General features: G+C 69.2%; 19 protein-coding genes. 11 read left to right on the forward strand and 8 right to left on the reverse strand.

What is annotated here, in order from left to right; genetic code table 11:
- Positions 1-575 precede the first annotated feature (575 nt).
- Both AB0E24_RS35600 and AB0E24_RS35605 read left to right on the forward strand, forming a co-directional pair.
- Positions 576-3,386, forward strand: a complete 2,811-nt coding sequence (locus tag AB0E24_RS35600; protein ID WP_359383411.1) for a helix-turn-helix transcriptional regulator — start codon at positions 576-578, stop codon at positions 3,384-3,386.
- A gap of 41 nt (positions 3,387-3,427) precedes the next feature.
- Entirely contained in the window at positions 3,428-5,086 is a 1,659-nt protein-coding gene (locus AB0E24_RS35605; RefSeq protein ID WP_069865702.1) for a flavin monoamine oxidase family protein, read from the forward strand.
- A gap of 60 nt (positions 5,087-5,146) precedes the next feature.
- On the opposite strand, the gene AB0E24_RS35610 is transcribed toward AB0E24_RS35605, so the two are convergent.
- Both AB0E24_RS35610 and AB0E24_RS35615 read right to left on the reverse strand, forming a co-directional pair.
- Positions 5,147-6,556, reverse strand: coding sequence for a class I adenylate-forming enzyme family protein (locus AB0E24_RS35610; protein WP_093700109.1), 1,410 nt, complete (start codon positions 6,554-6,556; stop codon positions 5,147-5,149).
- A gap of 55 nt (positions 6,557-6,611) precedes the next feature.
- Positions 6,612-7,268 (reverse strand): thioesterase II family protein, encoded by a 657-nt coding sequence (locus tag AB0E24_RS35615; RefSeq protein ID WP_069865698.1) that lies wholly within the window; start codon positions 7,266-7,268, stop codon positions 6,612-6,614.
- A 325-nt stretch (positions 7,269-7,593) separates the two neighbouring features.
- Here AB0E24_RS35615 and AB0E24_RS35620 point away from each other — a divergent pair, with 325 nt between their 5' ends.
- The 3 genes from AB0E24_RS35620 to AB0E24_RS35630 are packed head-to-tail and all read left to right on the forward strand — an operon-like array spanning position 7,594 to position 11,006.
- Positions 7,594-8,619: an ABC transporter ATP-binding protein gene (locus AB0E24_RS35620; protein WP_079153071.1), complete on the forward strand. Its 1,026-nt coding sequence runs from the start codon at positions 7,594-7,596 to the stop codon at positions 8,617-8,619.
- On the forward strand, positions 8,616-10,034 hold the full coding sequence (locus AB0E24_RS35625; RefSeq protein ID WP_250849276.1) for an ABC transporter permease: 1,419 nt from the start codon (positions 8,616-8,618) through the stop codon (positions 10,032-10,034). The genes AB0E24_RS35620 and AB0E24_RS35625 overlap by 4 nt, the downstream gene beginning before the upstream one ends.
- A 33-nt stretch (positions 10,035-10,067) precedes the next feature.
- Positions 10,068-11,006, forward strand: a complete 939-nt coding sequence (locus tag AB0E24_RS35630; protein ID WP_079257682.1) for an ACP S-malonyltransferase — start codon at positions 10,068-10,070, stop codon at positions 11,004-11,006.
- Positions 11,007-11,191: 185 nt separating this feature from the next.
- Here the strand turns inward: AB0E24_RS35630 and AB0E24_RS35635 are convergent, their stop codons facing one another.
- Positions 11,192-11,791: a TetR/AcrR family transcriptional regulator gene (locus tag AB0E24_RS35635; protein ID WP_359383415.1), complete on the reverse strand. Its 600-nt coding sequence runs from the start codon at positions 11,789-11,791 to the stop codon at positions 11,192-11,194.
- 251 nt (positions 11,792-12,042) lie between these two features.
- Here AB0E24_RS35635 and AB0E24_RS35640 point away from each other — a divergent pair, with 251 nt between their 5' ends.
- Positions 12,043-12,957, forward strand: coding sequence for an alpha/beta fold hydrolase (locus AB0E24_RS35640; protein ID WP_359383417.1), 915 nt, complete (start codon positions 12,043-12,045; stop codon positions 12,955-12,957).
- 50 nt (positions 12,958-13,007) lie between these two features.
- Here the strand turns inward: AB0E24_RS35640 and AB0E24_RS35645 are convergent, their stop codons facing one another.
- On the reverse strand, positions 13,008-13,607 hold the full coding sequence (locus tag AB0E24_RS35645) for a TetR/AcrR family transcriptional regulator (protein WP_069866257.1): 600 nt from the start codon (positions 13,605-13,607) through the stop codon (positions 13,008-13,010).
- A gap of 104 nt (positions 13,608-13,711) precedes the next feature.
- On the opposite strand from AB0E24_RS35645, the gene AB0E24_RS35650 reads away from it, so the two are divergent.
- Positions 13,712-14,458 carry an SDR family NAD(P)-dependent oxidoreductase gene (locus AB0E24_RS35650; protein WP_359383419.1) on the forward strand — a complete coding sequence of 249 codons (747 nt, stop codon included), beginning with the start codon at positions 13,712-13,714 and terminating at the stop codon, positions 14,456-14,458.
- A gap of 97 nt (positions 14,459-14,555) precedes the next feature.
- Here the strand turns inward: AB0E24_RS35650 and AB0E24_RS35655 are convergent, their stop codons facing one another.
- The 3 genes from AB0E24_RS35655 to AB0E24_RS35665 all read right to left on the reverse strand — a co-directional run bounded on the left by AB0E24_RS35655 (position 14,556) and on the right by AB0E24_RS35665 (position 18,123).
- A complete protein-coding gene (locus tag AB0E24_RS35655; protein WP_069865688.1) occupies positions 14,556-15,329 on the reverse strand; it encodes a glycosyltransferase family 2 protein in 774 nt (257 codons plus the stop codon).
- Positions 15,330-15,706: 377 nt separating this feature from the next.
- Positions 15,707-17,587, reverse strand: a complete 1,881-nt coding sequence (locus AB0E24_RS35660; protein ID WP_359383422.1) for an ABC transporter ATP-binding protein — start codon at positions 17,585-17,587, stop codon at positions 15,707-15,709.
- A 77-nt stretch (positions 17,588-17,664) separates the two neighbouring features.
- Positions 17,665-18,123, reverse strand: coding sequence for an asparagine synthase-related protein (locus tag AB0E24_RS35665; RefSeq protein WP_359383425.1), 459 nt, complete (start codon positions 18,121-18,123; stop codon positions 17,665-17,667).
- A gap of 74 nt (positions 18,124-18,197) precedes the next feature.
- Between AB0E24_RS35665 and AB0E24_RS35670 the strand changes: the two genes are divergently transcribed.
- Entirely contained in the window at positions 18,198-18,551 is a 354-nt protein-coding gene (locus AB0E24_RS35670) for a hypothetical protein (RefSeq protein ID WP_237287666.1), read from the forward strand.
- Positions 18,552-18,731: 180 nt separating this feature from the next.
- Here AB0E24_RS35670 and AB0E24_RS35675 read toward each other — a convergent pair whose 3' ends face one another.
- Positions 18,732-20,054 carry a helix-turn-helix transcriptional regulator gene (locus AB0E24_RS35675; protein WP_193524971.1) on the reverse strand — a complete coding sequence of 441 codons (1,323 nt, stop codon included), beginning with the start codon at positions 20,052-20,054 and terminating at the stop codon, positions 18,732-18,734.
- Between the two features lie 124 nt (positions 20,055-20,178).
- Here AB0E24_RS35675 and AB0E24_RS35680 point away from each other — a divergent pair, with 124 nt between their 5' ends.
- From AB0E24_RS35680 to AB0E24_RS35690, 3 genes are all read left to right on the forward strand, one after another.
- Positions 20,179-20,415, forward strand: coding sequence for a hypothetical protein (locus AB0E24_RS35680; protein WP_079260475.1), 237 nt, complete (start codon positions 20,179-20,181; stop codon positions 20,413-20,415).
- Positions 20,416-20,764: 349 nt separating this feature from the next.
- On the forward strand, positions 20,765-21,304 hold the full coding sequence (locus AB0E24_RS35685; RefSeq protein WP_232638239.1) for a GNAT family N-acetyltransferase: 540 nt from the start codon (positions 20,765-20,767) through the stop codon (positions 21,302-21,304).
- 43 nt (positions 21,305-21,347) lie between these two features.
- Positions 21,348-21,470: a hypothetical protein gene (locus tag AB0E24_RS35690; protein ID WP_359383430.1), complete on the forward strand. Its 123-nt coding sequence runs from the start codon at positions 21,348-21,350 to the stop codon at positions 21,468-21,470.
- Positions 21,471-21,504 lie beyond the last annotated feature (34 nt).

A 21,504-nucleotide genomic window follows, 5' to 3' on the forward strand; every position in this document is an offset into this window, starting at 1 on the left:
TGACACACCTCGGTCGATTCGGTGGCCGCGGCGATGCTAATGGATGCCCTGGGCGGCGATGGGTACTGACCATCGAACAGCGGAAACACACTCAACGGGACGCGAAGCAGCGAACTCACCGTGCAGTTGCTTCCGACACTTTTGCGCAACTTTCACATCCGACAGGGGTGTTACCCCTGGTAACCCACCAGCCACCAGCGAGAAGGCCCGATCTGAGAGTCGGTGAGCGGCTTCACAACTCGGCTACGGGGGCGAAACCGTAATCGAACAGTTTCTCCTGTGACGAGACGGTCATCTTTTCGTACCAACCGCACTGCTAGAGTGCCCATCCGTCCCGATACCCCCGATCCTGGGTTGGCATGCCCAACCTGGCCGGGAGGGGCGGGAGAAGACCGACATGACGCAGAGCAGCCATGCCGCCGCAGTGGGTTGACCAAGGGAAGGGAACGGGGACCCGGCAGCGGCACGGTATTTACGACATCGGGGGACGATGATGCATTACCAGGTGCGCCGTGCACGGTGATTCGCTTTCAAGACCCCTGCGCACAGGTGAAATCGGGGAAGGTGTTTCGTACGTGTTGGTGGAGCGCGATCAGGAGATAGCCCGGCTCAATCGGCTCCTCTTCGAGGGCGCCCGCGAGGGAAGCCGGCTCGCCGTCATCAGCGGCGCCGTGACATCGGGAAAGACCGCACTTCTGCACAACGTCACGGATACGGCCGGTGGACGCGGCGTCCGGGTGCTGCCCGCGGTCGCTTCCATATCGGAGCAGAAATTCCCCTACGCCGTACTCGAGCAGCTTTATCAGGGCATGCCGGCCCATCTTCAGCTCTCCCGGCCGCGGCCCGGCCTGGACGCCCTGCGAAACCCGCACGGCCCCGACGAGGCCGATCTCCCGCTGCTCCAGGACTTCCACCGCACCCTCGACGAACTGACCGGCGACTCCCCCCTGTTGATCGCCATCGACGACGTGCAGTTCGCCGATCTGCCGTCGCTGCGCTGCCTGGCCTACGGCATCCGCCGCTGCCGTTCGGAGGCGCTGTCCGTCGTGGTCAGCCGCGGATCGCTGACCGGACCCGCCGCCACCGCCCTGGACGAGCTGCTGCACGAGCCCAAGGTGTGCCACGTCCGGCTCGCCCCGCTCACCGTCGCGGGCGTCTCCACGCTGCTGACCCAGGAGTTGGGCACCGAGGAGGCCGGCCGCCACGCCGCCGCGTACCACGAGATGACCGGCGGCAATCTGCTGCTGCTGCGCGGTCTGCTGGACGACCGGTTCTCCCGCCTCACCCGCGGCCCCCTCGACCCCGCGCCGGGCACGGACGCGCCGATGGCCGGGGAGCTGTTCCGGCAGGCCGCGCTGTCCTGCGTCTACCGCGGCGGCCCGGCCCACCGCCGGGTCGCCCACGGGGTCGCGCTGCTGGGTGACGCCACGTCCGTTCCCCTGCTGAGCAAGCTGATCGAGGTCGAGGAGCGGCTGGTGCGGCAGTCCGTCGCGCTGCTCACCGAGGTGGGGATCCTGCACGGCGGGCGCTTCCGCAGCGACGCGGTGCGCACGGTGCTCCTGGACGACCTCGAACTGGACGAGCTCGGCCCGCTGCACCACCGGGCCGCCCGGCTGCTGTACGAGGAGGGCGCCGACCCCATCGACGTGGCCCGCCATCTGCTCAGCCATGAGGCGTCCGAGCCGGTCGAGGAGTGGATCACGCAGGCGCTGTGCGACGCGGCCGTGCACGCCATCGCCGCGGACCGCCGCGAGCTGGCGATGAACTGCCTCCAGATGGCCGACCGTTACAGCACCGACGAGCGGGAGGCGCTTCAGCTCCAGGCCACGATGGTGCAGGCCATGTGGCCGTTCAACCCGCTGTCCCAGATGCGGCGGCTCCAGTCGCTGGCCGCTCCGGCGGGCAGCGGGCTGCTGCCGGCGCCGCAGACCATCCCGGTCGTCATCGGACTGCTGGGGCTGGGCCGGATGGGCGAGGCGGCCGCCGCGCTCGAGCAGGTCAGCCGGGCCGCCGCCGAGGACCCGGGCACCGATCTGGAGACCGGGCTGCGGGCCATCCGGCTCGCGCTGTCCTCCACCTACCCCGACCATCCCGAACTGCGCCCCTTCCTGGACCAGGAGGAGCCCGACGCCCCGTGGGAGGGCGGGCCGCTCTCACCGGGCCAGAGCCCGGAGTCGCCTCAGCTGACCGCGTTCCGCGCACTGCGGACCGTACTGAGCCGCGGTGTCGACGAGCGCGCCGTACGGGCCGCGGAGCGGGTGCTGGAGACCGTCCCGCTCTCGGACCGCACGATGCTGACGGTGCACGCGGCGCTCCAGACGCTGGTGTACGCCGACCGCCACGCCACCGCCACCTCCTGGTGCGACCGGCTGATCGAGGAGACCTCGGAGCGCGGCGCCAAGGCGCTGCTGGCCTACTTCTGTGTACTGCGGGCCCAGATCGCCCTGCGCGTCGGACGGCTGCGGGACACGCTCCGGTACGCCGAGCGGGCGCTGGAGGAGCTTCCGGCCCGCGGCTGGGGGGTCACCGTCGGCATGCCGCTGGGGATGCTGATCAACGCGCACACCGCGATGGGCAACCATGACGCGGCGGCCGAACTGCTCGCCCGCCCGGTGCCGGAGGAGATGTACCGCAACCGCTTCGGGCTGCACTACCTCTACGCGCGTGCCCGGCACCAGCTGGCCACCGGCCGGCAGCACGCGGCCCTCACCGACTTCCGGGCCTGCGGCGAGAAGATGGCCGCCTGGGGTCTGGACTCGCCCGCCACCCTGACCTGGCGGCTCGGCGCCGCCGAGACCTGGCTGACCCTGGGCGGCCAGGAGCGGGCGGCGCGGCTGGCGGAGGAGCAGTTGGAGCTGGCCGGGGAGTCCTCCTCCCGCACCCGGGGCGCCGCGCTGCGGGTCCTGGCCGCCACCCGGCCGCTGAACGAGCGGACCGCGCTGCTCCAGCAGGCGGTGGGGGTGCTCCAGGCGAGCGGCGGCTGGTACGAGATGGCGCGGGCGCTGGCGGACCTCGCGGAGGCGCACAAGCAGCTCGGCGATCTGGACACCAGCCGGCTGATGACCCGTCGGGCCCTGCGGCTCGCGGACAGCTGCGGCGCCGAGGAGCTGTCCCGCTCCCTCCAGCGCACTCCGGCCCGTTCGGCCCTGTCGGAAGCGGCGCGTACCGGAGAGGATACCGCTGCCTTTTCCGAACTCTCCGATGCAGAAAGTCGAGTGGCAGCACTAGCAGCTTCCGGCTACACCAACCGGGAGATCGCGGCTAAGCTCTACATTACGATCTCGACGGTGGAACAACACTTGACGCGTGTCTACCGGAAGATCAACATCAGCCAGCGCCGAGAACTGCCCGCGAGCCTGGATTTCGATGTCGCTTACACCGCCTGATTTCCCCCGGCGATGCCACTCGGCCCCAAGAGGTTGATGCCATGACGTGCGCTACCGCGTCCGCCACGACGATGCTCGTGCCGGATTTCCCCTTTTCCTATGACAGATGGCTGTCCCACCCCGCCGGTCTGGGCAGCCTGCCACCGGCGATGCACGGCACCGAAGTCGCCGTCATCGGCGGTGGAATGTCCGGACTCACCGCGGCATACGAGCTGCTGCGCCTAGGGATTTCCCCAGTTCTTTATGAAGCGGAGCAACTGGGCGGCCGTATGCGCTCATTGCCCTTCCCCGGGAATCCGGAATACAAGGCGGAGATGGGCGCCATGCGCTTTCCCATCGCCGCCCGCTCGCTGTTCCATTACATCGATCTACTGGGCCTGCCCACTCGCCCTTTCCCCAATCCGCTGGCGCCGGGCACCCCGAGCACGCTGATCGACCTGAACGGCGACCGGGACCGGGCGCGGACCACCGAGGAGCTTCCGGGGGTCTACCAGGAGGTCGCCGACGCCTGGGACAAGGCGCTCCAGGAGCGCGCCGACCTGGCCACGCTGCGGGACGCCATCCAGCGGCGGGACGTCACCACGCTCAAGACCGTATGGAACTCGCTGGTCAAGGAGTTCGACGACCAGTCCTTCTACGGCTTCCTGGCCACCTCCCCCACCTTCCAGTCCTTCCGCCACCGGGAGATCTTCGGCCAGGTGGGCTTCGGCACCGGCGGCTGGGACACCGACTTCCCCAACTCGGTGCTGGAGATCCTGCGTGTCGTGGTCACCGAGGCCGACGACCACCAGGTGGGCATAGTCGGCGGCTCCTCGCAGGTGCCGAACGGGCTGTGGGAGCACCGGCCCGAGACGCTCGCGCACTGGCCGCGGGGCACCTCGCTGTCCTCGCTGCACGGCGGCCGCCCCCGGCCCGCGGTCACCCGGCTGCGTCGGACCGCCGACGGCGTACGGGTGACCGACGAGAGCGGCGAGGAGCGCGAGTTCCCCGCCGTGATCTTCACCCCGCATGTGTGGACGCTGCTGAACCGGATCGACTGCGATCCCGCGCTGCTGTCCACCCCGCTGTGGACGGCGGTGGAGCGCACCCACTACATGGGCGCGTCCAAGCTGTTCGTCCTGGCCGACCGGCCGTTCTGGCGGGACGCCGACCCGGCCACCGGCCAGGACATGATGAGCATGACGCTCACCGACCGGATGCCGCGCGGGGTCTATCTGTTCGACGACGGGCCCGACCGGCCCGGGGTGATGTGCCTGTCGTACACCTGGAACGACGACTCGCTGAAGTTCGCCACGCTCTCGGCCGAGGAGCGGCTGGAGACGCTGCTGACCAAGCTGGGCGCGATCTATCCGGATGTGGACATCCGTTCACATATCATCGGCGGCCCGCTGACCGTCACCTGGGAGACCGAGCCCCGTTTCATGGGGGCCTTCAAGAACAACCTGCCCGGCCACTACCGCTATCAGCGCAGGCTGTTCACCCAGTTCATGCAGGACGGGATGGATCCGGAGCAGCGCGGCTTCTTCCTGTGCGGGGACGACGTCTCCTGGACGGCCGGATTCGCCGAGGGCGCGGTGACCACGGCGCTGAACGCGGTGTGGGGGGTGCTCCGCCACCTCGGCGGCACCACACATCCGGACAATCCGGGCCCCGGCGATCTCTTCGACATCCATGCGCCGCTGGAGCTTCCGTACGACTGACGGCCACGGCCGCACGCACAGGGGGAGCCGCCGCGCGCCGTCGGCTCCCCCTGCCTCGTCTCAGCCCCGCGCGATCTGCTCGAGCCGGCGCTTGTCCGGCTTGCCGTTGCGGTTGAGCGGGAAGTTCTCCAGCACCTCGACCCGGTTGGGCTGCTCGTAGACCGGGAGCACCTGGCACAGCCGCTCCCGCCAGTGCTTGCCGTCCCGCAGCTCCTCGTCCTCCACGAAGAAGACCAGCTGTGTGTCACCGGCGCGGCGCTCGTCGGGGAGCGGCACGATCCGGGTGGAGATCTCGGCGAGTGCGGCCTTCCGCTCGATCAGCTCGGGGTGGAGCGTGTAGCCGGAGCGGTGCACCGCGAACTTCCGCCCCAGGACGAAGAGGTTGTCGTTCCCGTCGAGGTAGCCGAGGTCGCCGGTGGACTGCCAGCCGGTGGGCACGGCGTCGATGGTGCCGTCCGCGGCGAGATGCCCCTCGAGCGCGTCCGGGGTGTCGACCTCGATCTCGCCGGCCTCGCCGGGGGCGGCCGGATGGCCGTCCTCGTCGATGATCCGCAGCTTGATGCCGTCCATGGCCCGGCCGCAGGAGACCGGGTTCTCCAGGGTGGCGAAGGCGATGTTGCCCAGTTCGGTGCTGCCGTAGCTGTCCAGCAGCGGCAGTCCGAACTCGGCCACATAGCGCTCGGAGAGCGCGCCGTCGAGCGGCGCGGCACCCGAGCAGAACATCCGGACGCCCTCCAGCTGCGTACGCAGCGAAGGCTTCCGGCCGACCAGGTTGAGCATGGTGCGGTAGCTCGACGGGGTGGCGTCGATCACCGTGGCGCCGGTCCGCCCGGCCATCTGGACCGCCCGGTCCAGGCGCTTGTACGGGGCGATCACCAGCGAGCAGCGGGTGAGCCAGGCGATGAGCACCATGGACAGCCCGTACTGGTGGGCGAAGGGCAGCAGCGGCAGCAGCACATCGTCCGGCCGGTGCCCGACCTGGGCGGCGTTGCGCTCCAGGTTGGTGAGGAACTTGCGGCCGGACTTCACGGCGCCCTTGGGCTCGCCGGTGGAGCCGGAGGTCCACATGATCAGGCCGTCGCGGCGGTCGGCCCAGGCGTCGAAGGAGAGCTCCCGGGTGGTGAGCGGGCGGCCCGCGGCCGGGGCGATCAGCTCGTAGAGGTTCACCGCGCGGATATCGGTGTGGATCGGGGCGTCGTCGTCCACGAAGGCGATCGCGGCGCCGGTGCGCTCGGCGATCCGCCGGGTCTCGTCCGGGTGCTCCTGCTGGTCGATCAGCACGATGGAGGCGCCCACGTGCATGAGCGCGAACAACACGCTCACATAGGCGGCGGAGTTGCCCGCCTTGAAGATGACACGGTCGCCATGGGTCACCCCGTGCTCGCGGATCACATCGGCGACGCGCAGCGCGTCCAGCTCGAAGTCGGCCAAGGTCTGCACCGAGTCGAGCGCGTAGATCTTCGCGGTCATCGAACGTACTCTTTCCTTTTCGCTCAGGAGTACGGGCGCCCTGGGCGGGTCCCCCCTAGGCTCCCTGGTCTTCGACGCCGGCTTCCCACTCGGCATCGATGGGGACTTGGGAGAGCAGCTGGTCGTGCACCAGGTTGACGACCTCTCTCCGGCTCGAGTCGAGGTAGTAGCGGGCGCCGGGAAACACCTCGAGGTCGAATCGTCCGCTCGTCCGCCGCCGCCAGGCCCGTACGCCGCGCAGCGGGGTCTTCGGGTCGCCCTCACCGGCGAGGGCGACGATCCGGCAGCCGAGCACCGGGGGCCCCAGGGTCATGCCCCAGTGCGCGGTGCGGCCGGATACGAACAGGGTCAGCAGCGCCGCCCCGGTCTCCCGTTCCAGCCGCTCGGCCACGCGGTAGGCGAGGTCGGCGCCGGCCCGGTGGCCGAAGAAGGCGAGCGGACGATCCATCCACTCCCCCAGCGCACCGAAGATCCGGTCCGCGAGGTCGGCGGAGTCGGTCAGCCGGTCCTCGTCCTCGACACCGATGTAGAGGGGGTACTGGATCGCCAGCACCTCCACCGTGGGCAGCAGAAGTTCGGACAAAGAGAGGTAATACGCGGTGGAGTGGGCGGATTCCGGGAAACAGATCAGCCGGAAACTGCTCGGAGTTTCCGTTTGCGATATCCGAATAAGGCCCACATCATCGGGCTTGATCTGCTTCAAGGAGTACATCCCCGCGATTGCACTGAGGGGCCGGGCACGAGTGCGATGGTGGGGCGCGTCGACCACGCTCGTCCGAGATGCTGACTCCGTGAGGCTATGAGCCCTTCTCCTGGGCCACAACCCCTAGTAACCGCTATTCGAGGTACGCGCTATATGCGGGTACCGCGCCCATCCTGACGTGGCGCGGGACACAGCGGACGCCCCCTAAGGCCCCCTCACCCGTGTCACCACCCCCTAATCTGGGGGCAGTTAGGGGTCAGGAGTCAAGGTGCCGTGTTAAACAAGAGGAAAGTAATGTTCTCCTCAAGCCAATTAAATCGGTGCGACGACAGCGATGAACACAACACGCCCTATTGACTTCGCCGTCGTTGTCGACGGCTTGATCAAGAAGTATCCCGGCCGGCCCGTTCCGGCTGTCGACAATCTCAGCTTCACCGTCCGGCACGGTGAGGTCTTCGGCTTCCTCGGACCCAACGGAGCCGGCAAGACCACCACCATCGGCATCCTGACCACCCGTGTCGCCCCCTCCGGCGGGCGTGCCTTCGTACAGGGCGTCGACGTGGTGCGCAGGCCGGCGGTGGCCCGGCAGTCCTTCGCCATCGTGCCGCAGCGCAACAACCTGGACCGGTCACTGACGATCCGTCAGAACCTGACCTTCCACGCCGGCTACCACGGTCTCCCCCGCTCGGAGCGCAACCGCCTGGCGGACGAGAGCCTGGAGTGGGTCGGCCTCGGCGACCACGCCAAGGCTCGGGCGGACCAGGTCTCCGGTGGTCAGGCGCAGCGCGTGATGATCGCGCGGGCGCTGATGCACCGCCCCCGGGTGCTGTTCCTGGACGAGCCGGCCACCGGCCTCGACCCGCAGTCACAGATCTTCGTACGCGACCGGGTCGCCGAACTGAAGACCCGTGGCGTCACGGTGGTGATCACCACCCACGACATGGAGGAAGCCTCCAAGCTGTGTGACCGGATCGGCATCGTCGACCACGGCAAGCTGCTCGCCCTGGACACCCCCGAGGCACTGACCAGCCGGATGAGCAACACCGCGCTGACCGTCACGGTGCGCCCGCCGCACAGCGGGATGAACGGCGTGGTCCACATGGTGCAGGGCCTCGGGGTCGCCGAGCGGGTCGAGGTGCTCAGCGCCGAGGACGAGATGGCCGCAGCCATGGGCGGGGCCGGGGCGATCGACGACGGCACCTTCCGGATGAAGGTCTACAGCAACGCGTCGTCCTCCGTACTTCTGCCCACGGTCATCAAGGCCCTGACCGACACCGGCTGCGAAATCAAGGACCTGAATGTGAGCAAGGCGAGCCTGGAAGACGTCTTTGTCGACCTGACGGGGAAGGAGATGCGATGAGCTCCTCCTCTCGACCCACGTCATCGACGGACGGGACCACGGGTGGCAAGGCCGCGGAGGAGAAGCCCGCGACCGGCGCCGGGGCACCCGCGCACCAAGGCGGCGCCGCCAGGCCCGCCGACCCCAGGACCCCCGCCGCCAGGCCGGACGGGAACGGCTCCACCGACCCGCGGGCCACGGAGTCGAAGTCCCCCGAGGACGACGGCTTCGAGGACACCCGGACGGTGCTCGTCCGGTCCTCCAAGCCGTCCGCCGCGCGTCCGGGCTCCGAGGTCCAGAAGTCCGGCCCGAACCAGCCGGCCAAGCATGAGACCAGGCCGCACGACCCCCGGCACCATGAGGGCCGGCCGCACGAGAGCCGGCCGCATGAGCACCGGCACCACGACGCCAGGCCCATGGCCACCACCCCGCACGGCGGCGGTGACATCGGCGACACCCTGACCCTGGTCATCAAGCCCGTGCCGGCCCCGTCGGCGACCCAGGCCGCGCAGGACGCCAAGGCCGCGCTGAACGCCATCATCGCGGCGGCGGACGCCCGTTCGCCGCTGGTGGAGCCCGAGCCCGAACCGCAGCCCGAGTTCGAACTCGAAGTGCCCGACGCCAAGCGCCGCCCCGGACGCCACCGGCGCCGCGCCAACCGGTGGCGGACGTTCTTCTTCATCCTGTGGCGCGACATCTTCGTCACCGGCCGCGAGATGGGGCCCTTCCTGGGCCAGGTCATCGTGGAACCGTTCTTCATGCTGTTCGTCTTCGGCAAGGTGCTCGGTGAGATCGGCTTCACCCAGCCCGGCTTCCAGCAGGTGCTGCTGCCCGGTGTGGTGGCGCTCAACAGCTTCCTGGTCGCCCTCCAGAACACCGCGCTACCGCTGGCCATCGACTTCTCCTGGACCAAGGAGATCGAGGACCGATTGCTCGCGCCCATCCCGGTCGCCCTGGTCGCGGTGGAGAAGGCGGTCTTCGGCGCGATGCGCGGTCTGATCGGCTCCCTGGTCATGATCCCGATCGGTCTGGCGCTGCTGGACGACGTCTCCTGGCCGCTGGACAAGATGCCCGTGACCTTGGGCATCCTCAGTCTCGGCGGACTGGTCGGCGGCTGCGTCGGCCTCACCCTGGGCACCCTGGCGCCCGCGCGTCACATCTCCATCGTCTTCGCCATGACGCTGACCCCGATCATGTTCACCGGGGCCACGCAGTTCCCGTGGCGGAGCCTGGAGACCGTCCGCTGGTTCCAGGTGCTGTGCACCTTCAACCCGCTGACCTACGTCACCGAGGCGATGCGCGGACTGCTGCTGGAACCCGGGCCGAAGACACCGGAGTCGATCCCGCTGTGGATCTGCTTCTCCGCCATCGCGGCGGCCATCCTGGTCTTCGGGACGATCGGCATCCGGGGCTTCAACCGCCGGGCGCAGGACTGAGCCACGGCAGGACCGAGAGTAAGGCACCACACCATGACGGCATCCGAGCAGACGAAGTCAGCCATCGTTTTCCCGGGCATGGGACCCTCCGGCTTCTCCGAGGTCGGCAGGTTCCTGACGCTCGACCCGTTCGCCCGGAAGCGGCTCGCCGAGGCCGACGAGGCGCTGGGGTACTCGGTCTTCGACCGGCTCCGCGACTCCGAGGACGACTACTCCGAGGCCACCCAGATCGCCTTCCTGGTCAACTCGATGGCCTCGGCGGACCGGGCGGAGCAGGAGCACGGACTGGCCCCGGACCTGTGCGTGGGCCCCAGCTTCGGGCAGAAGGCGGCGGCCGCCTACGTCAGCTCGTTGCCGTTCCCCGACGTGGTGCGGCTCACCGCGGAACTGGCCCGCTGTGAGCACACGTACTTCACCGAGGAGTACCAGGACGCGGTGACCCACACCTTCGTCCGCACTCCGCAGGAGAAGCTTACGGAGATCCTCACCGAGCTCGGCGAGCGCGATGAGTGGTACGACTACTCCGGCTACCTCGACGACGGCTTCTTCATGGTCTCGCTGCGCGAGAAGGAGCTGGAGTGGTTCAAGAAGGCGATCAGCCAGGCCGGCGGCTACTCCATGTACACCATGGTCCCGGCGGTGCACGCACCCGCGTTCGCGGAGCTGCGGCGCCGGGCCGCCGAGGAGATCCTGCCGAAGTACGACATCCTCGACCCGAAGCTGCCCGTGGTCACCGACCAGGACGGCACCATCGTGACCACGGCCGACGCGCTGCGCACGATGCTGCTGGACACCTTCGACCTGCCGATCCACTGGCCGAAGGTGGTGGACACGCTGAAGGGCGCCGGGGTGTCGAAGATGTACATCACCGGACCGGACAACCTCTTCCACCGACTGGACCGCACCAAGTCCAACTTCGAGGTGGTGACGGTGGGCCCGGGCAAGCGCTCGCGCCCCGCGCGCAAGCGCTGATGACGGCATAACACGCAGCACGGAGGAGACTCCGCCCAACGCCCCGCGACTCAACCGAGTTGACGGGGCGTTGGCGTGAGCGGGATGCGAAGCGGGTGCCGGATACGCCGTGGTCACATGCCCGGCAGCGCCCGCCAGGGCCTGGAGCACGGCCGGCGGGCGCCGCCTGCTCCACAGGGCACCTTTTAAAAGCGGCCTCGTTGCGCGCGCAACGCCTGCGAGAGCGCGTCAACGGTCACGTCCACTATGGCCAGGAGCTGTGCCGGGCTCGCCCGGGCTCTGCTCATGACAGCGAGGGACTGGTTCACGGCCGCCGCGTATACGGCGAAGGTCTCGGCGTCCTGATCGGTCATTCGGCCGGCCTTCAGCGCGGCGCGCAGGCGCAGGCGCTGGAAGCCGAGCGCCTGCCTGGCGTGCGCCGCGACGGCCGGGCTCAGCACTGGAATCGCCATGGCCGACTGCGCGATCAGACATCCATCGGGCAGTTCGGGATCGGCGATGCGCTCGAGAGTGACGTCGAAGAACGCACGGACAGCCGCAAGGGGCCCGGAGGCCGCACACGACAGGGCGGCGTCGTACTTGTCGCCGTAGCGCGCGGCGTAGCGATCCAGGCAGCGCAGGAACAGCGTGTCCTTGTCGCCGAGCGAGGAGTAGATCGAGCTGCGGTTCAGGCCGGTTGCCCGGGACAAGTCGTCGACCGAGGTGTCGGCGTAGCCGGCGCGCCAGAACTGGATCATCGCGGCGTCGAGCGCCGTGTCCATGTCGAACTGCTTCTTGCCTGCCACGTGGCACTTCCTTGCCGGTGTGTCGGTGTTCCCTGCTGCCCATCACTCTATCTTGAACTGATCGGTCCAAGATGTGCTAGCGTTTATTCCGGGCCCGCCGCCCCGTCCTGCTGCTGGGCCTTATCGATCACGCCGCCGGGACCCGGATTCCGAGCACCACACCGGCCGCCCTCGTCATCCGCGTCCCCCTCGCGGGCCCGGCCCTCGCGCGAACCGCCGGACCGGCACACCCCAACACCGATGGAGGGTCCATGACCGTCTCCGAAAGCAACCCCGTCCGCGACCTGCCCCTGCACGACCTCGCCGGATTCACCCACCGCTGGGTCGACGCGGACGGCATCCGCCTTCATGCCGTCGAAGGCGGCCGGCCGGCCGGCCCGGCTGTCGTCCTGCTCGCCGGGTTCCCGCAAACCTGGTGGGCCTGGCGAAAGGTCATGCCCAGCCTCGCCGGCCGGTTCCGCGTCATCGCGATCGACCTGCCGGGCCAGGGCCACTCCGAGCGCCCGGAGCGCAGCTACGACACCCACACGGTCGCCGCCCACGTCCACGCCACCGTAAAGGCACTCGGAGTGCCGGCCTACTGGCTGGCCGCCCATGACATCGGCGCCTGGGTGGCCTTCTCCCTCGCCCTCAACCACGAAAGCCAACTGCGCGGGGTCGCCCTGCTCGACGCCGGAATCCCCGGCATCACCCTCCCGCAGACGATTCCCACCGACCCGGACCGGGCGTGGAAGACCTGGCATTTCGCGTTCCACCTCGTGCCCGACCTGCCCGAGACCCTGCTCGCCGGCCGCGAACGGGAGTACGTCGGCTGGTTCCTGAAGGTGAAGGCCCTCGCTCCCGGCACATTCGACGACGCCGACCTCGACCACTACGCGGCGGCCCTCGCCGCCGACGGCGGCCTCCGCGCCGCCCTCGCCTACTACCGAGACGCCGCCGAGTCGGCGCGCAAGAACCACCAGGCGCTCAACCGGCGGCACCTGACCGTGCCCATCCTCGGAATATCCAGCAGCCACGGCTCCATCCCGGACATGGCGGCCTCCACCAGTCCATGGGCCGACAACACCACCGGAGTCATCGTGCCGGGTGCCGGGCACTTCATCCCCGATGAGCAGCCCGAAGCCGTCGCCGCCGCGATAGCCGACTTCATCGCCGGTGGCGAGTGAGGCCGCTCAGGCATGCCCGGCGGGCAGCCGGTCCGGGCGCGGCCGTCGGCTCAGTCGCCGGAGTGGTCCGGCAGGAGCTGAGCCGCGAGCGATCGTGCGGTGGCGGTGAGTGTGGCCGCGTCCAGCCCGGTCCGGCTCATGAACACGAGCCCTTGTTGCGCGGCCAGGAGGGCCCGCGCCAGGGCGATCGGATCCGCTCCGGCCGGTAGGTCGCCCTCGCGCTGGGCGCGGGCGACGCAGTCACCGATCAGCGCGGTGGACGTCTCGTAGGTGCGGTGAGCGTGGTCGAGGACTTCCGGATCGGCGTTACCGAGTTCGCAGGTGCTGTTGGCCATCAGGCAGCCACGCCGCGCGTCGGCACCGGTCGAGTCGTCGATCGGTGCCTCGAGGAGCATGCGCAGTGCGTCCAGGGCCCGTGGAGCCTCGGCGAGGGCTTCCCGAAGATGGCCATGACTGTCGTCGGTGTAGCTGCGCAGCGCCCGGAGGAAGAGCTGACGCTTGTCGCCGAACGCCGCATACAGGCTGCCTTTGCCCAGCCCGCTGACCCGCATCAGGTCTTCCAGCGAGGTCGCGGCGTAACCGGCGTCCCAGAACTGATCACGGACGGCGTTCAGCACCTGCTTCTCGTCAAACGATCGCGGACGTGCCATACGAACAGGATACGGATTCTTGACCGCGCGGTCCACCATGTGGTTATGGTGGACCGCGCGGTCAAGAACTCCGCGCCACGTTGGCCTAGGGAAGTGGGAAGCACATGGGAAAGCTGGACAACAAGGTGGCGATCGTCACCGGCGGGTCGCGGGGGATCGGGGCGGCGTCGGCGCTGGCGCTGGCCGACGAAGGAGCCGACGTCGCGATCAGCTACTCGTCCTCGGCGGATCGAGCCGAGGCCGTGGTCGCGGAGCTGGAGGCGAAGGGAGTGCGTGCGGCGGCTTTCCAGGCCGACCAGGCGGACGCGACACAGGCGGCGGGGCTGATCCGGCGCGTGGTCGAGCAGCTCGGGAAGCTGGACATTCTGGTCAACAACGCGGCCGCGGGTGGTGGCGGCCTCGTCGACAGCGAGCTTGTCGACCAGGCCGCCATCGAGCGGCAGCTCGCCGTCAACTACACCAGCGTGGTGGCCGGGATCCAGGCGGCGGTGCCGTTGCTGCCCGATGGCGGGCGGATCGTCAGCATCAGCTCGGGTGTGGCTACTCGGGCGGGTTTCCAGGGGATGGCGTACTACACGGGCACGAAGTCGGCCCTCGAGGGCTTCAGCCGGGGCGCGGCCCGCGATCTGGCGCACCGGGGCATCACGGTCAACGTCATCCAGCCCGGGTTCATCGACACCGAAGGAAACCCCGCCGACAGCCCGGCCGCGTCCATGTTCCTTCCGACCACGGCGATGGGGCGGTACGGCAGGCCGGAGGAGATCGCCGCAGGCGTCGTCTTCCTCGCCAGCCCGCAGGCCTCCTACGTCACCGGCGCAGTGCTGAGGATCGACGGCGGATACGCCGCATAGCCCGACCGCGCGGCTGACAGCGGGCGGCCGCGGACGGCGGTGGCGGCCGCCACCGCCGAATGGCCGCGACCCCTCACCCGCACGTCTTCACCGCGGCCTAGATCCGCGAGTTACGCAGCGACTGCCACACGGCCCCGGCCAGCGCCCGCGTCGACCGGGGAACCGACAGCCGCTCGTGTTCCCGGTACAGCGCCCAGTTGTACTGGACGAGCGACAGCTTGTTCGAGGACAGCGATCCCGCGCGGTGAGCCCTGTACACCGCCAGCGGCTCGGGAAGACCGCGGGCGTCATGACCGTCACGCATGATCGACAGCCACAAGGCGTAGTCCTGTCGCTTACGCATCTCCGGCATCAGCCTCGTGCCGAGGACGGTGCGGTCGTACATGGCGGTCAGGGCCCCGATGTGGTCCTGGACCAGCATCGCGCGGTAGTCCACGTGTTCCCGCGCCCGAATCACCCGCCCGTTCGGGACGAAATCGGTGCTCTCGCCGTCGTGGTCGGCGTCCATCTTGTAGTAGGAGGTGAACGTCAAAGGCGCATCAGCCGTCGCCGCGAAGTCGGTTTGCCGCTCAAGTTTCTTCGGGAGCCACATATCGTCGCTGTCAAGAAAGGCGACGTAATCCCCCCTGGCCCGTTCGATCGCGAGGTTCCGCGCCCGGCCCGCACCACCCTGTTCGGGCGCCGATTCCGGCCGGACGCGCTCGTCCTGCCGGGCGAATTCCATGAGCAGGTCCATAGAGCCATCGGACGATTTGTCGTCGGTGACCAGAAGCTCCAGATCGCTGTGGGTCTGCGTGAGCACCGATCGAATCGCTGCGCCGAGAGTGGCTGCCGAGTTGTACACGGGCATCACCACGGAAACCAGGGGCACGGCGCTTCTCCTTGTAAGAGCCTCTACGACACGTGGCCAGGCCGACAGATGCACCCGGTGCCCCTGAACCACGCCAACATCCGCGCCATGGTGGGCTGGCCGTCCCCGGTCAGACTAGTTCCTGAGCAAGGATGCTGAGCCTTGGGGTATCGAAACGCGATCCGACCGGCAGGACCTGCGGAACATCATGCACGACCAGAAATCGGGAGCCGCGCCAACTGGCTCGTACGCGAAACGGATCCGCTAGCCCGCCCAATTGCAACGCTTCGCCAAGCTCGGGCTCACCATCCCGGCGACGCTGGTCACCAACGACGCCGAGCAGGCGCGGAAGTTCGCCGCTGAGCACGACCACAACTTGGCGGGCTGACCAGCGGTTCTCACCGATCTTGAGCAAGTTTGTACAGCTCAGCGAACAATCCGGACGCGTCGAGCAGAGACTCGAAGGTCCCCGACTCCACGATCCGGCCGCCGTCGAGAACGATGATGCGGTCCGCGATACGGGCGTTGTCCAGGTTGTGGGTCACGAAGAGTGCGGCCTTGCCCTCGGCGAGTTGCTTGAACCTGCCGATGACCAGGTGCTCGGCCCGCGGATCCATCGCGGACGTGGGCTCATCCAGCATCAGCACGGCGGTATCCCTGTAGAAAGCCCTGGCTACGGCGATGCGCTGCCATTGTCCGCCGGAGAGGTCGGTGCCGCCCCAGTTGGAGCTCGCGACGAGCGTGTCGAGTCCGTAGGGGGCCTTGTCGATGACGCTGTCCGCGCCGGCCGCGCGGGCGGCCTCAAACAGCGGGGCGTCGTCGGCGGCACGGGGCTGGCCGAGGTGGATGTTGGCACGCAGGTCCATGGGCCAGCGGGTGTAGTCCTGTGGCACCAGCCCGACCCGGTTCCACACGCCGGACGGGTCGGCCTCGGCCAGGCTGGTCCCGTCCCAGATGACCGATCCCGAGTTGGGCAGGTACAGGCCGGTGAGGAGGCGGGAGAGGGTGGTCTTGCCCGAGCCGTTCTCGCCCACCAGCGCGATCAGTTCGCCCTGGCGCAAGGTGAGGCTCACGCCGTCGACCGCGGGGACGTCGGCGCCCGGGTAGGCGTACGTGACGTCCTTCGTCTCGATCACGGTCGGGGCCCCGGCCGGGAGCGTCTTGGTGCCGCGCTCGGCGCGCAGGGCCTTCGCGTGGCGCAGGAAGCTCTGCCAGTCCTCCAGGTACAGCGAGGTGCGGAACATGCGGGCGGCGGCCATCACCAGCGAGGTCAGCGCCCCGGTCGAGGTGCGTACGGCCACCACGGCGGTCGCGGCGACGGCGAGGTCCATCCGCCCGGTCGCGGCGAGCCACCCGAGTGCGGCCCAGGTGAGGCCGAGCATCAGCCCGCTGACGGCGGAGCCGGCCAGGGTCACCCGCAGCACCTTCGGGGCTGCCGCACGGTGGGTGGCCTTGATCCGGTCGGTGATCTGCCGGTACCAGGTGTGCAGGAAGCCGGACATGGTGGCGACGCGGACCTCGGCGGCGGTGCGGCGGTCGGTCGAGTAGTACCGCAGCAGGTAACGCAGGTGGTTGTCCGAGACGTTCTGGAAGTCGGCGCGGTGCTGGATGCGGGCGGTGGTCACCGCGGCGGCGCCCTTGGGCACGACGGCCAGCAGGAGCAGGGGCAGCAGCAGGGGGTGCAGCACGGTGAGCACCGAGGCCGCGGCGGCGAGCTGGGCGAGGGCGGAGACCATGGCCTGCGCGTCGCCGACCAGGTCCTCGGTCGCCTCCGCTCCTTTGCCGGCGGCCTGGAGGCGGTCGGCGAAGCCGGGCCGGTCGTACGCCTCCAGCTCGACCTGGGGGGCGGCGGTGAGGATCTGCATGTCGGCTTCGGTGGCTACCTCGGGCGCGAGGCGGGTGGCGGCGTAGACGGCGAGTGCGTCCGCCCCGGCACGCACGGCGGTTGCCACGGCGGCGACGATGAGCGCGGGGGCCGCGGCCGTGATGCGCTCGGCGACGTCCCCGCCGTTGAAGAGGTGGTTCATCGCCCCGGGCAGGGCCGCGAGGGCGACGGCCGAACAGGCGGCCACGACGAGCTGGCACAAGCCCAGCCACAGCATCGCGGCCCGGTCAGCGGCCCAGCCCAGTTGTACGGCGGCGGCGAGGGTGCGCGGGAAGCGGGCGGCCATGCGCCACCAGGTGGCATTCGCGATGTCCTCGGCGTGCGGGTCGGGGCGGTAGCCGACCTGCTGCGGCGAGGCGGTGGGGGTTTCCGGGGCGGGTGAGGAGTCGGTCACCCGCCCCATCCTTGCGGGATCACCGGGGCGGGCGGGGCCGAATGCGCCGAAGGTAGCCTGCCAGGTGGAGGAGCCGTCTACAGCGCCCGCAGGGCCAGCTCGACCGCGCTGATCAGGAACAGTCCCGTACGGTACGGCGCTGCGTCCTGCGGCGAGATGGCGGCCCGGTCGACAGTCTCGGCGAGCTGGACGGGGGCGATGAATCCCTGCTCGATGAGGTGGAGTTCCTTGCCCCAGCCGCGCAGCAGCCCGGTGGCATTGGCGTGCACAGCGGTGTTCATCACGTGGCCGAAGTTTTCCCGCAACGACGGGTTGACCACCTGCTCGGGCAGGCTGCGGGCGGCGAGTCGGAGGCGCAGGAGGCGCTTGTCGGCCTTCCACTCCACCGGCAGGCGCTGGCCGAAGCGCACCAGCTCCGGATCGGTGAACGGGGCCAGAGCCCACAGGCCGCGCCGCGCGAGGAGCGGAGTGGCGACCTCCAGGGCAATCAGCGCGGTTTCCGGTGCCACGGTGGCCGGAGCGATCCCGGTGTTCACCTCGCCCAGCAGGTCGCGGACCCGCTCGCCGCACCAGGTCGGTGCGACCGGTCCTTCGGCGGGGCGGCGGATCCATGTACACCATGGTCCCGGCGGTGCACGCACCCGCGTTCGCGGAGCTGCGGCGCCGGGCCGCCGAGGAGATCCTGCCGAAGTACGACATCCTCGACCCGAAGCTGCCCGTGGTCACCGACCAGGACGGCACCATCGTGACCACGGCCGACGCGCTGCGCACGATGCTGCTGGACACCTTCGACCTGCCGATCCACTGGCCGAAGGTGGTGGACACGCTGAAGGGCGCCGGGGTGTCGAAGATGTACATCACCGGACCGGACAACCTCTTCCACCGACTGGACCGCACCAAGTCCAACTTCGAGGTGGTGACAGTGGGCCCGGGCAAGCGCTCGCGCCCCCCGCGCAAGCGCTGATGACGGCATAACACGCAGCGCGGCCCGGCCCTGATGGGGCCGGGCCGCGCTGCGTGCGTGGGGCCGGGGGTGCCGGACCGCTTGCCGTAGCACCAGGACGGTGCGGCCGGGCTCGTGGGTATCCATGACTGACGCGAAGCGGTGCGGCCTCGGCCAGGAACCTCCGTGGGCTTTCGGCTGTCAGGCGATGAGTTGATCGGCCTTGTGCCGCAGTTCCTCGGCTGCGGCCATGCCGTGGAATCGGTTCAGCCGAAGCCGCATGTCTTCGACGGCGTCGTGGACCTTCACGGAGCGGATGCCGTCGGCGCAGTCGATGAACTCGTTCCATGTGGACAGGGCACCATCCATGTCACCTTGCCGGAGTCGCACGCCGCCGAGGTCAGCGAGGACGATGGCGCGGGTGCGTCGCCGGTCCAGGCCGTGGATGTCAAGGGCGAGGTGCAGGTGTTCTTCAGCCGCGTCGAGGTCACCGAGGCGGGAGAGGATCATGCCCGATTCGTGGGCCCATCGGCCGGGCGAGTAGTGAGCGGCCCAGGATTCGCCGGATTCGGCGGGAGAGCGGCTGATGGCGGTCTCGGAGAACGCGAGGTGTCGGGTGGCGGTGCGTCCGTCGTTGTCCTGGGCTGCGGCGTTGGCAAGGGTGGCCTCGTAGTAGGCGACGGCCCGCGGGTTTTCCAGGTGCTGGCCGTAGTGGACGCATGCTTCACCGAGTTGTACGGCCTCGGCCCGGTACCCGAGGTCGATGGCCTGGACAGCGAGGCCGCGCAGGGCGGTAGCGGACAGTTCGGGATCCCCTGCTTCGGCCGCGAGCCGGTAGGCGTGCGCGTAGTACTGCTGGGCCCGTCCCTGGTGCTCTGCGCCTCTGCCCTCGTCCTGGGCCATCCATCCGGCCAAGTGGACAAGTTGAGATGTGGCCGCGAACAGTTCGCGGCCGGTGGACTCGGTGAACTTGCCGTTCAGCCAGGGGGCCACGTCCTGCGTCAGGTAGCGGACCGCGAGGTGGCGGGCATGGCCGCCACCGAGTTCGGCGGCGGAGTCACCGAGAGCTTTGACCATCTGCCGGACGGCGGCGACTTCACCCTTACCAACGCGGATGGCCCCGGCCGGAGCCATCCGGGTGCGGCGCACGATGCTTTCCAGATCGGGCAGAGCAAGAGCGCTGAGGGCGTAACCGCTGGATGCGGCCAGGAAGTTCCGGCGATCCACGTCATTCCTTCCAAGGACAAGGACTGACTCCACGGTATCTGCGGGCCTCGGGTCCTGTTCAGCGGTGTCCGGCACGGGCACAGCCCGCATGTCCAGGTCGAGGACCTGGACGATGTACGGCAGCCAGTATTCGGGCTTCCGCTTCCCGGTCTCCCACCGGTAGACCGCTTGTCGTTCCAACTGAGTCGGGCCTCGGCCTTCGGCGATGCCCAGCTCGCGGGCTAGCTTGGCCGGCCCCCAGCCCTTCGCTTCGCGCGCTTGCCGGATCACGTCCCCGATGCTCGTGTTCCCCGGCACCTGTGCCTCCCTGGACTACACGGGCCTACGCCTGGCCCACAGCCTGGCCCCTACTCCGATTCCTTGCCCGGCAGTTGACTGAACATCACCCCCCGTGTCCGACCAGAGAAAGGCGAACCAACCGATGATCATCCACGCGACACCGATCAAGCGCGATGTGGCCTATGACGACCGTGCCCAGCAGACATCCCTGCCGATCGCCCTGCACCGGCCCGATGGCGGAACCGAGGAGACGATCCTGATCCTCACCCCCGGCGAGGTGGAGCTCTATGCGATTCAGCTGGAGCAGGCCATCGCCCGGCGAGAGTCCGCCCGCGAGCGGAGACTCCGGTGCCCCGGCCCGTCATTGCCGACTCGCTGAGGGCTGCCCTGAGCTGAATGTGGGCTTGGGTACTCTCGCCGGGTTCGGCGACCTGACCGCCATCATCAGCCCAGGACCTCGACGAGGGCCCCACGCATCGAGCCGGCCCGATCCGCCCCGGACACCGAGCTTCCGCGGTCTGAGATCCCGCTCCTGTGGCATCACCAGGAAATTTTGTCGCGGGAGTGGGGCGGCCCCGCCGCCCCTTGGCCTGAAGCTGGGGGCGGCGAGCGGGTGTCGCACCCAAGGGACCGTGACGGCGTTACGGCGCCGGACACCCTGTGCCGACGGACCGTTTGCCGGGGGGAACTCAAGCACTACGAAAGCCAGGAGGATCGCCGTGTACGAGATGCGTCCGACTACCGCCGAGGATCAGGAAGCGATTGCCGCGATGGTGCGCGCACGCGTGGCTTGGATGCGGGAGCGCGGTGTCCCCGACTGGCCTCGGACCGATGACGACGTGAACATCATCTCCTCCCAGGCAGCCGACCCGAACTTCCCCGTCTGGGCTCTCCTCGACGGCGGCCAGGTCATCGGCTGCACCACCGTGTTCACCACGACGCCGAAATGGGGCTGGACCGCCGAGGAACTGGCCCAGAGCGCGTACTTCCTGGCGACGTCGTTCACCCACCCCGCCCACCGGCAGGACCAGCCCGGCCGCCTGATGGCGTGGTGGGCCCTGGACCGGGCTGCCCGCGAAGGCGTCGACTGGGTGCGCCGCGGGACCTTCGTGGAGCGGCTCATGACCTACTACCGCAACGCGCAGGGCTGGGAGTTGGTCCACACCCCCCGGCGCAAGAACCGTACCGCCTACCTCATGGCTCGCCGGGCAGAGGCCCTGCCCGAGCTGACGGCGGTGATCAAAGACTCCGGCACTCCGACGGGGTGACGGACACACCACACATCCTGTCCCGATGAGAAAGGTGATTGCCATGCAGCAGAGGACTCCGTTCGAGGGGTTGTTCGCCGACCGGGAGATCCGCGAGGTTCCGAGCCTGGACCTGCTCTACACCAAGAAGCAGGGCAGCTCGGACACGCAGACCGACGACATCTGATCAGTCCTTGGCGGCGGGCCTGGCACAAAGCGCC

It is taken from the genome of Streptomyces malaysiensis subsp. malaysiensis (genome assembly GCF_040653035.1).
Taxonomy (GTDB): domain Bacteria; phylum Actinomycetota; class Actinomycetes; order Streptomycetales; family Streptomycetaceae; genus Streptomyces; species Streptomyces malaysiensis.

What these genes read in the sequence shown, in the direction of transcription:
- AB0E24_RS35605 (WP_069865702.1), top strand. Translation starts at nt 3,428, where the DNA reads ATGACGTGCGCTACCGCGTCCGCCACGACGATGCTCGTGCCGGATTTC.
- AB0E24_RS35610 (WP_093700109.1), bottom strand. Translation starts at nt 6,556, where the DNA reads ATGACCGCGAAGATCTACGCGCTCGACTCGGTGCAGACCTTGGCCGAC.
- AB0E24_RS35615 (WP_069865698.1), bottom strand. Translation starts at nt 7,268, where the DNA reads ATGTACTCCTTGAAGCAGATCAAGCCCGATGATGTGGGCCTTATTCGG.
- AB0E24_RS35620 (WP_079153071.1), top strand. Translation starts at nt 7,594, where the DNA reads ATGAACACAACACGCCCTATTGACTTCGCCGTCGTTGTCGACGGCTTG.
- AB0E24_RS35625 (WP_250849276.1), top strand. Translation starts at nt 8,616, where the DNA reads ATGAGCTCCTCCTCTCGACCCACGTCATCGACGGACGGGACCACGGGT.
- AB0E24_RS35630 (WP_079257682.1), top strand. Translation starts at nt 10,068, where the DNA reads ATGACGGCATCCGAGCAGACGAAGTCAGCCATCGTTTTCCCGGGCATG.
- AB0E24_RS35640 (WP_359383417.1), top strand. Translation starts at nt 12,043, where the DNA reads ATGACCGTCTCCGAAAGCAACCCCGTCCGCGACCTGCCCCTGCACGAC.
- AB0E24_RS35645 (WP_069866257.1), bottom strand. Translation starts at nt 13,607, where the DNA reads ATGGCACGTCCGCGATCGTTTGACGAGAAGCAGGTGCTGAACGCCGTC.
- AB0E24_RS35650 (WP_359383419.1), top strand. Translation starts at nt 13,712, where the DNA reads ATGGGAAAGCTGGACAACAAGGTGGCGATCGTCACCGGCGGGTCGCGG.
- AB0E24_RS35670 (WP_237287666.1), top strand. Translation starts at nt 18,198, where the DNA reads ATGTACACCATGGTCCCGGCGGTGCACGCACCCGCGTTCGCGGAGCTG.
- AB0E24_RS35680 (WP_079260475.1), top strand. Translation starts at nt 20,179, where the DNA reads ATGATCATCCACGCGACACCGATCAAGCGCGATGTGGCCTATGACGAC.
- AB0E24_RS35685 (WP_232638239.1), top strand. Translation starts at nt 20,765, where the DNA reads ATGCGTCCGACTACCGCCGAGGATCAGGAAGCGATTGCCGCGATGGTG.
- AB0E24_RS35690 (WP_359383430.1), top strand. Translation starts at nt 21,348, where the DNA reads ATGCAGCAGAGGACTCCGTTCGAGGGGTTGTTCGCCGACCGGGAGATC.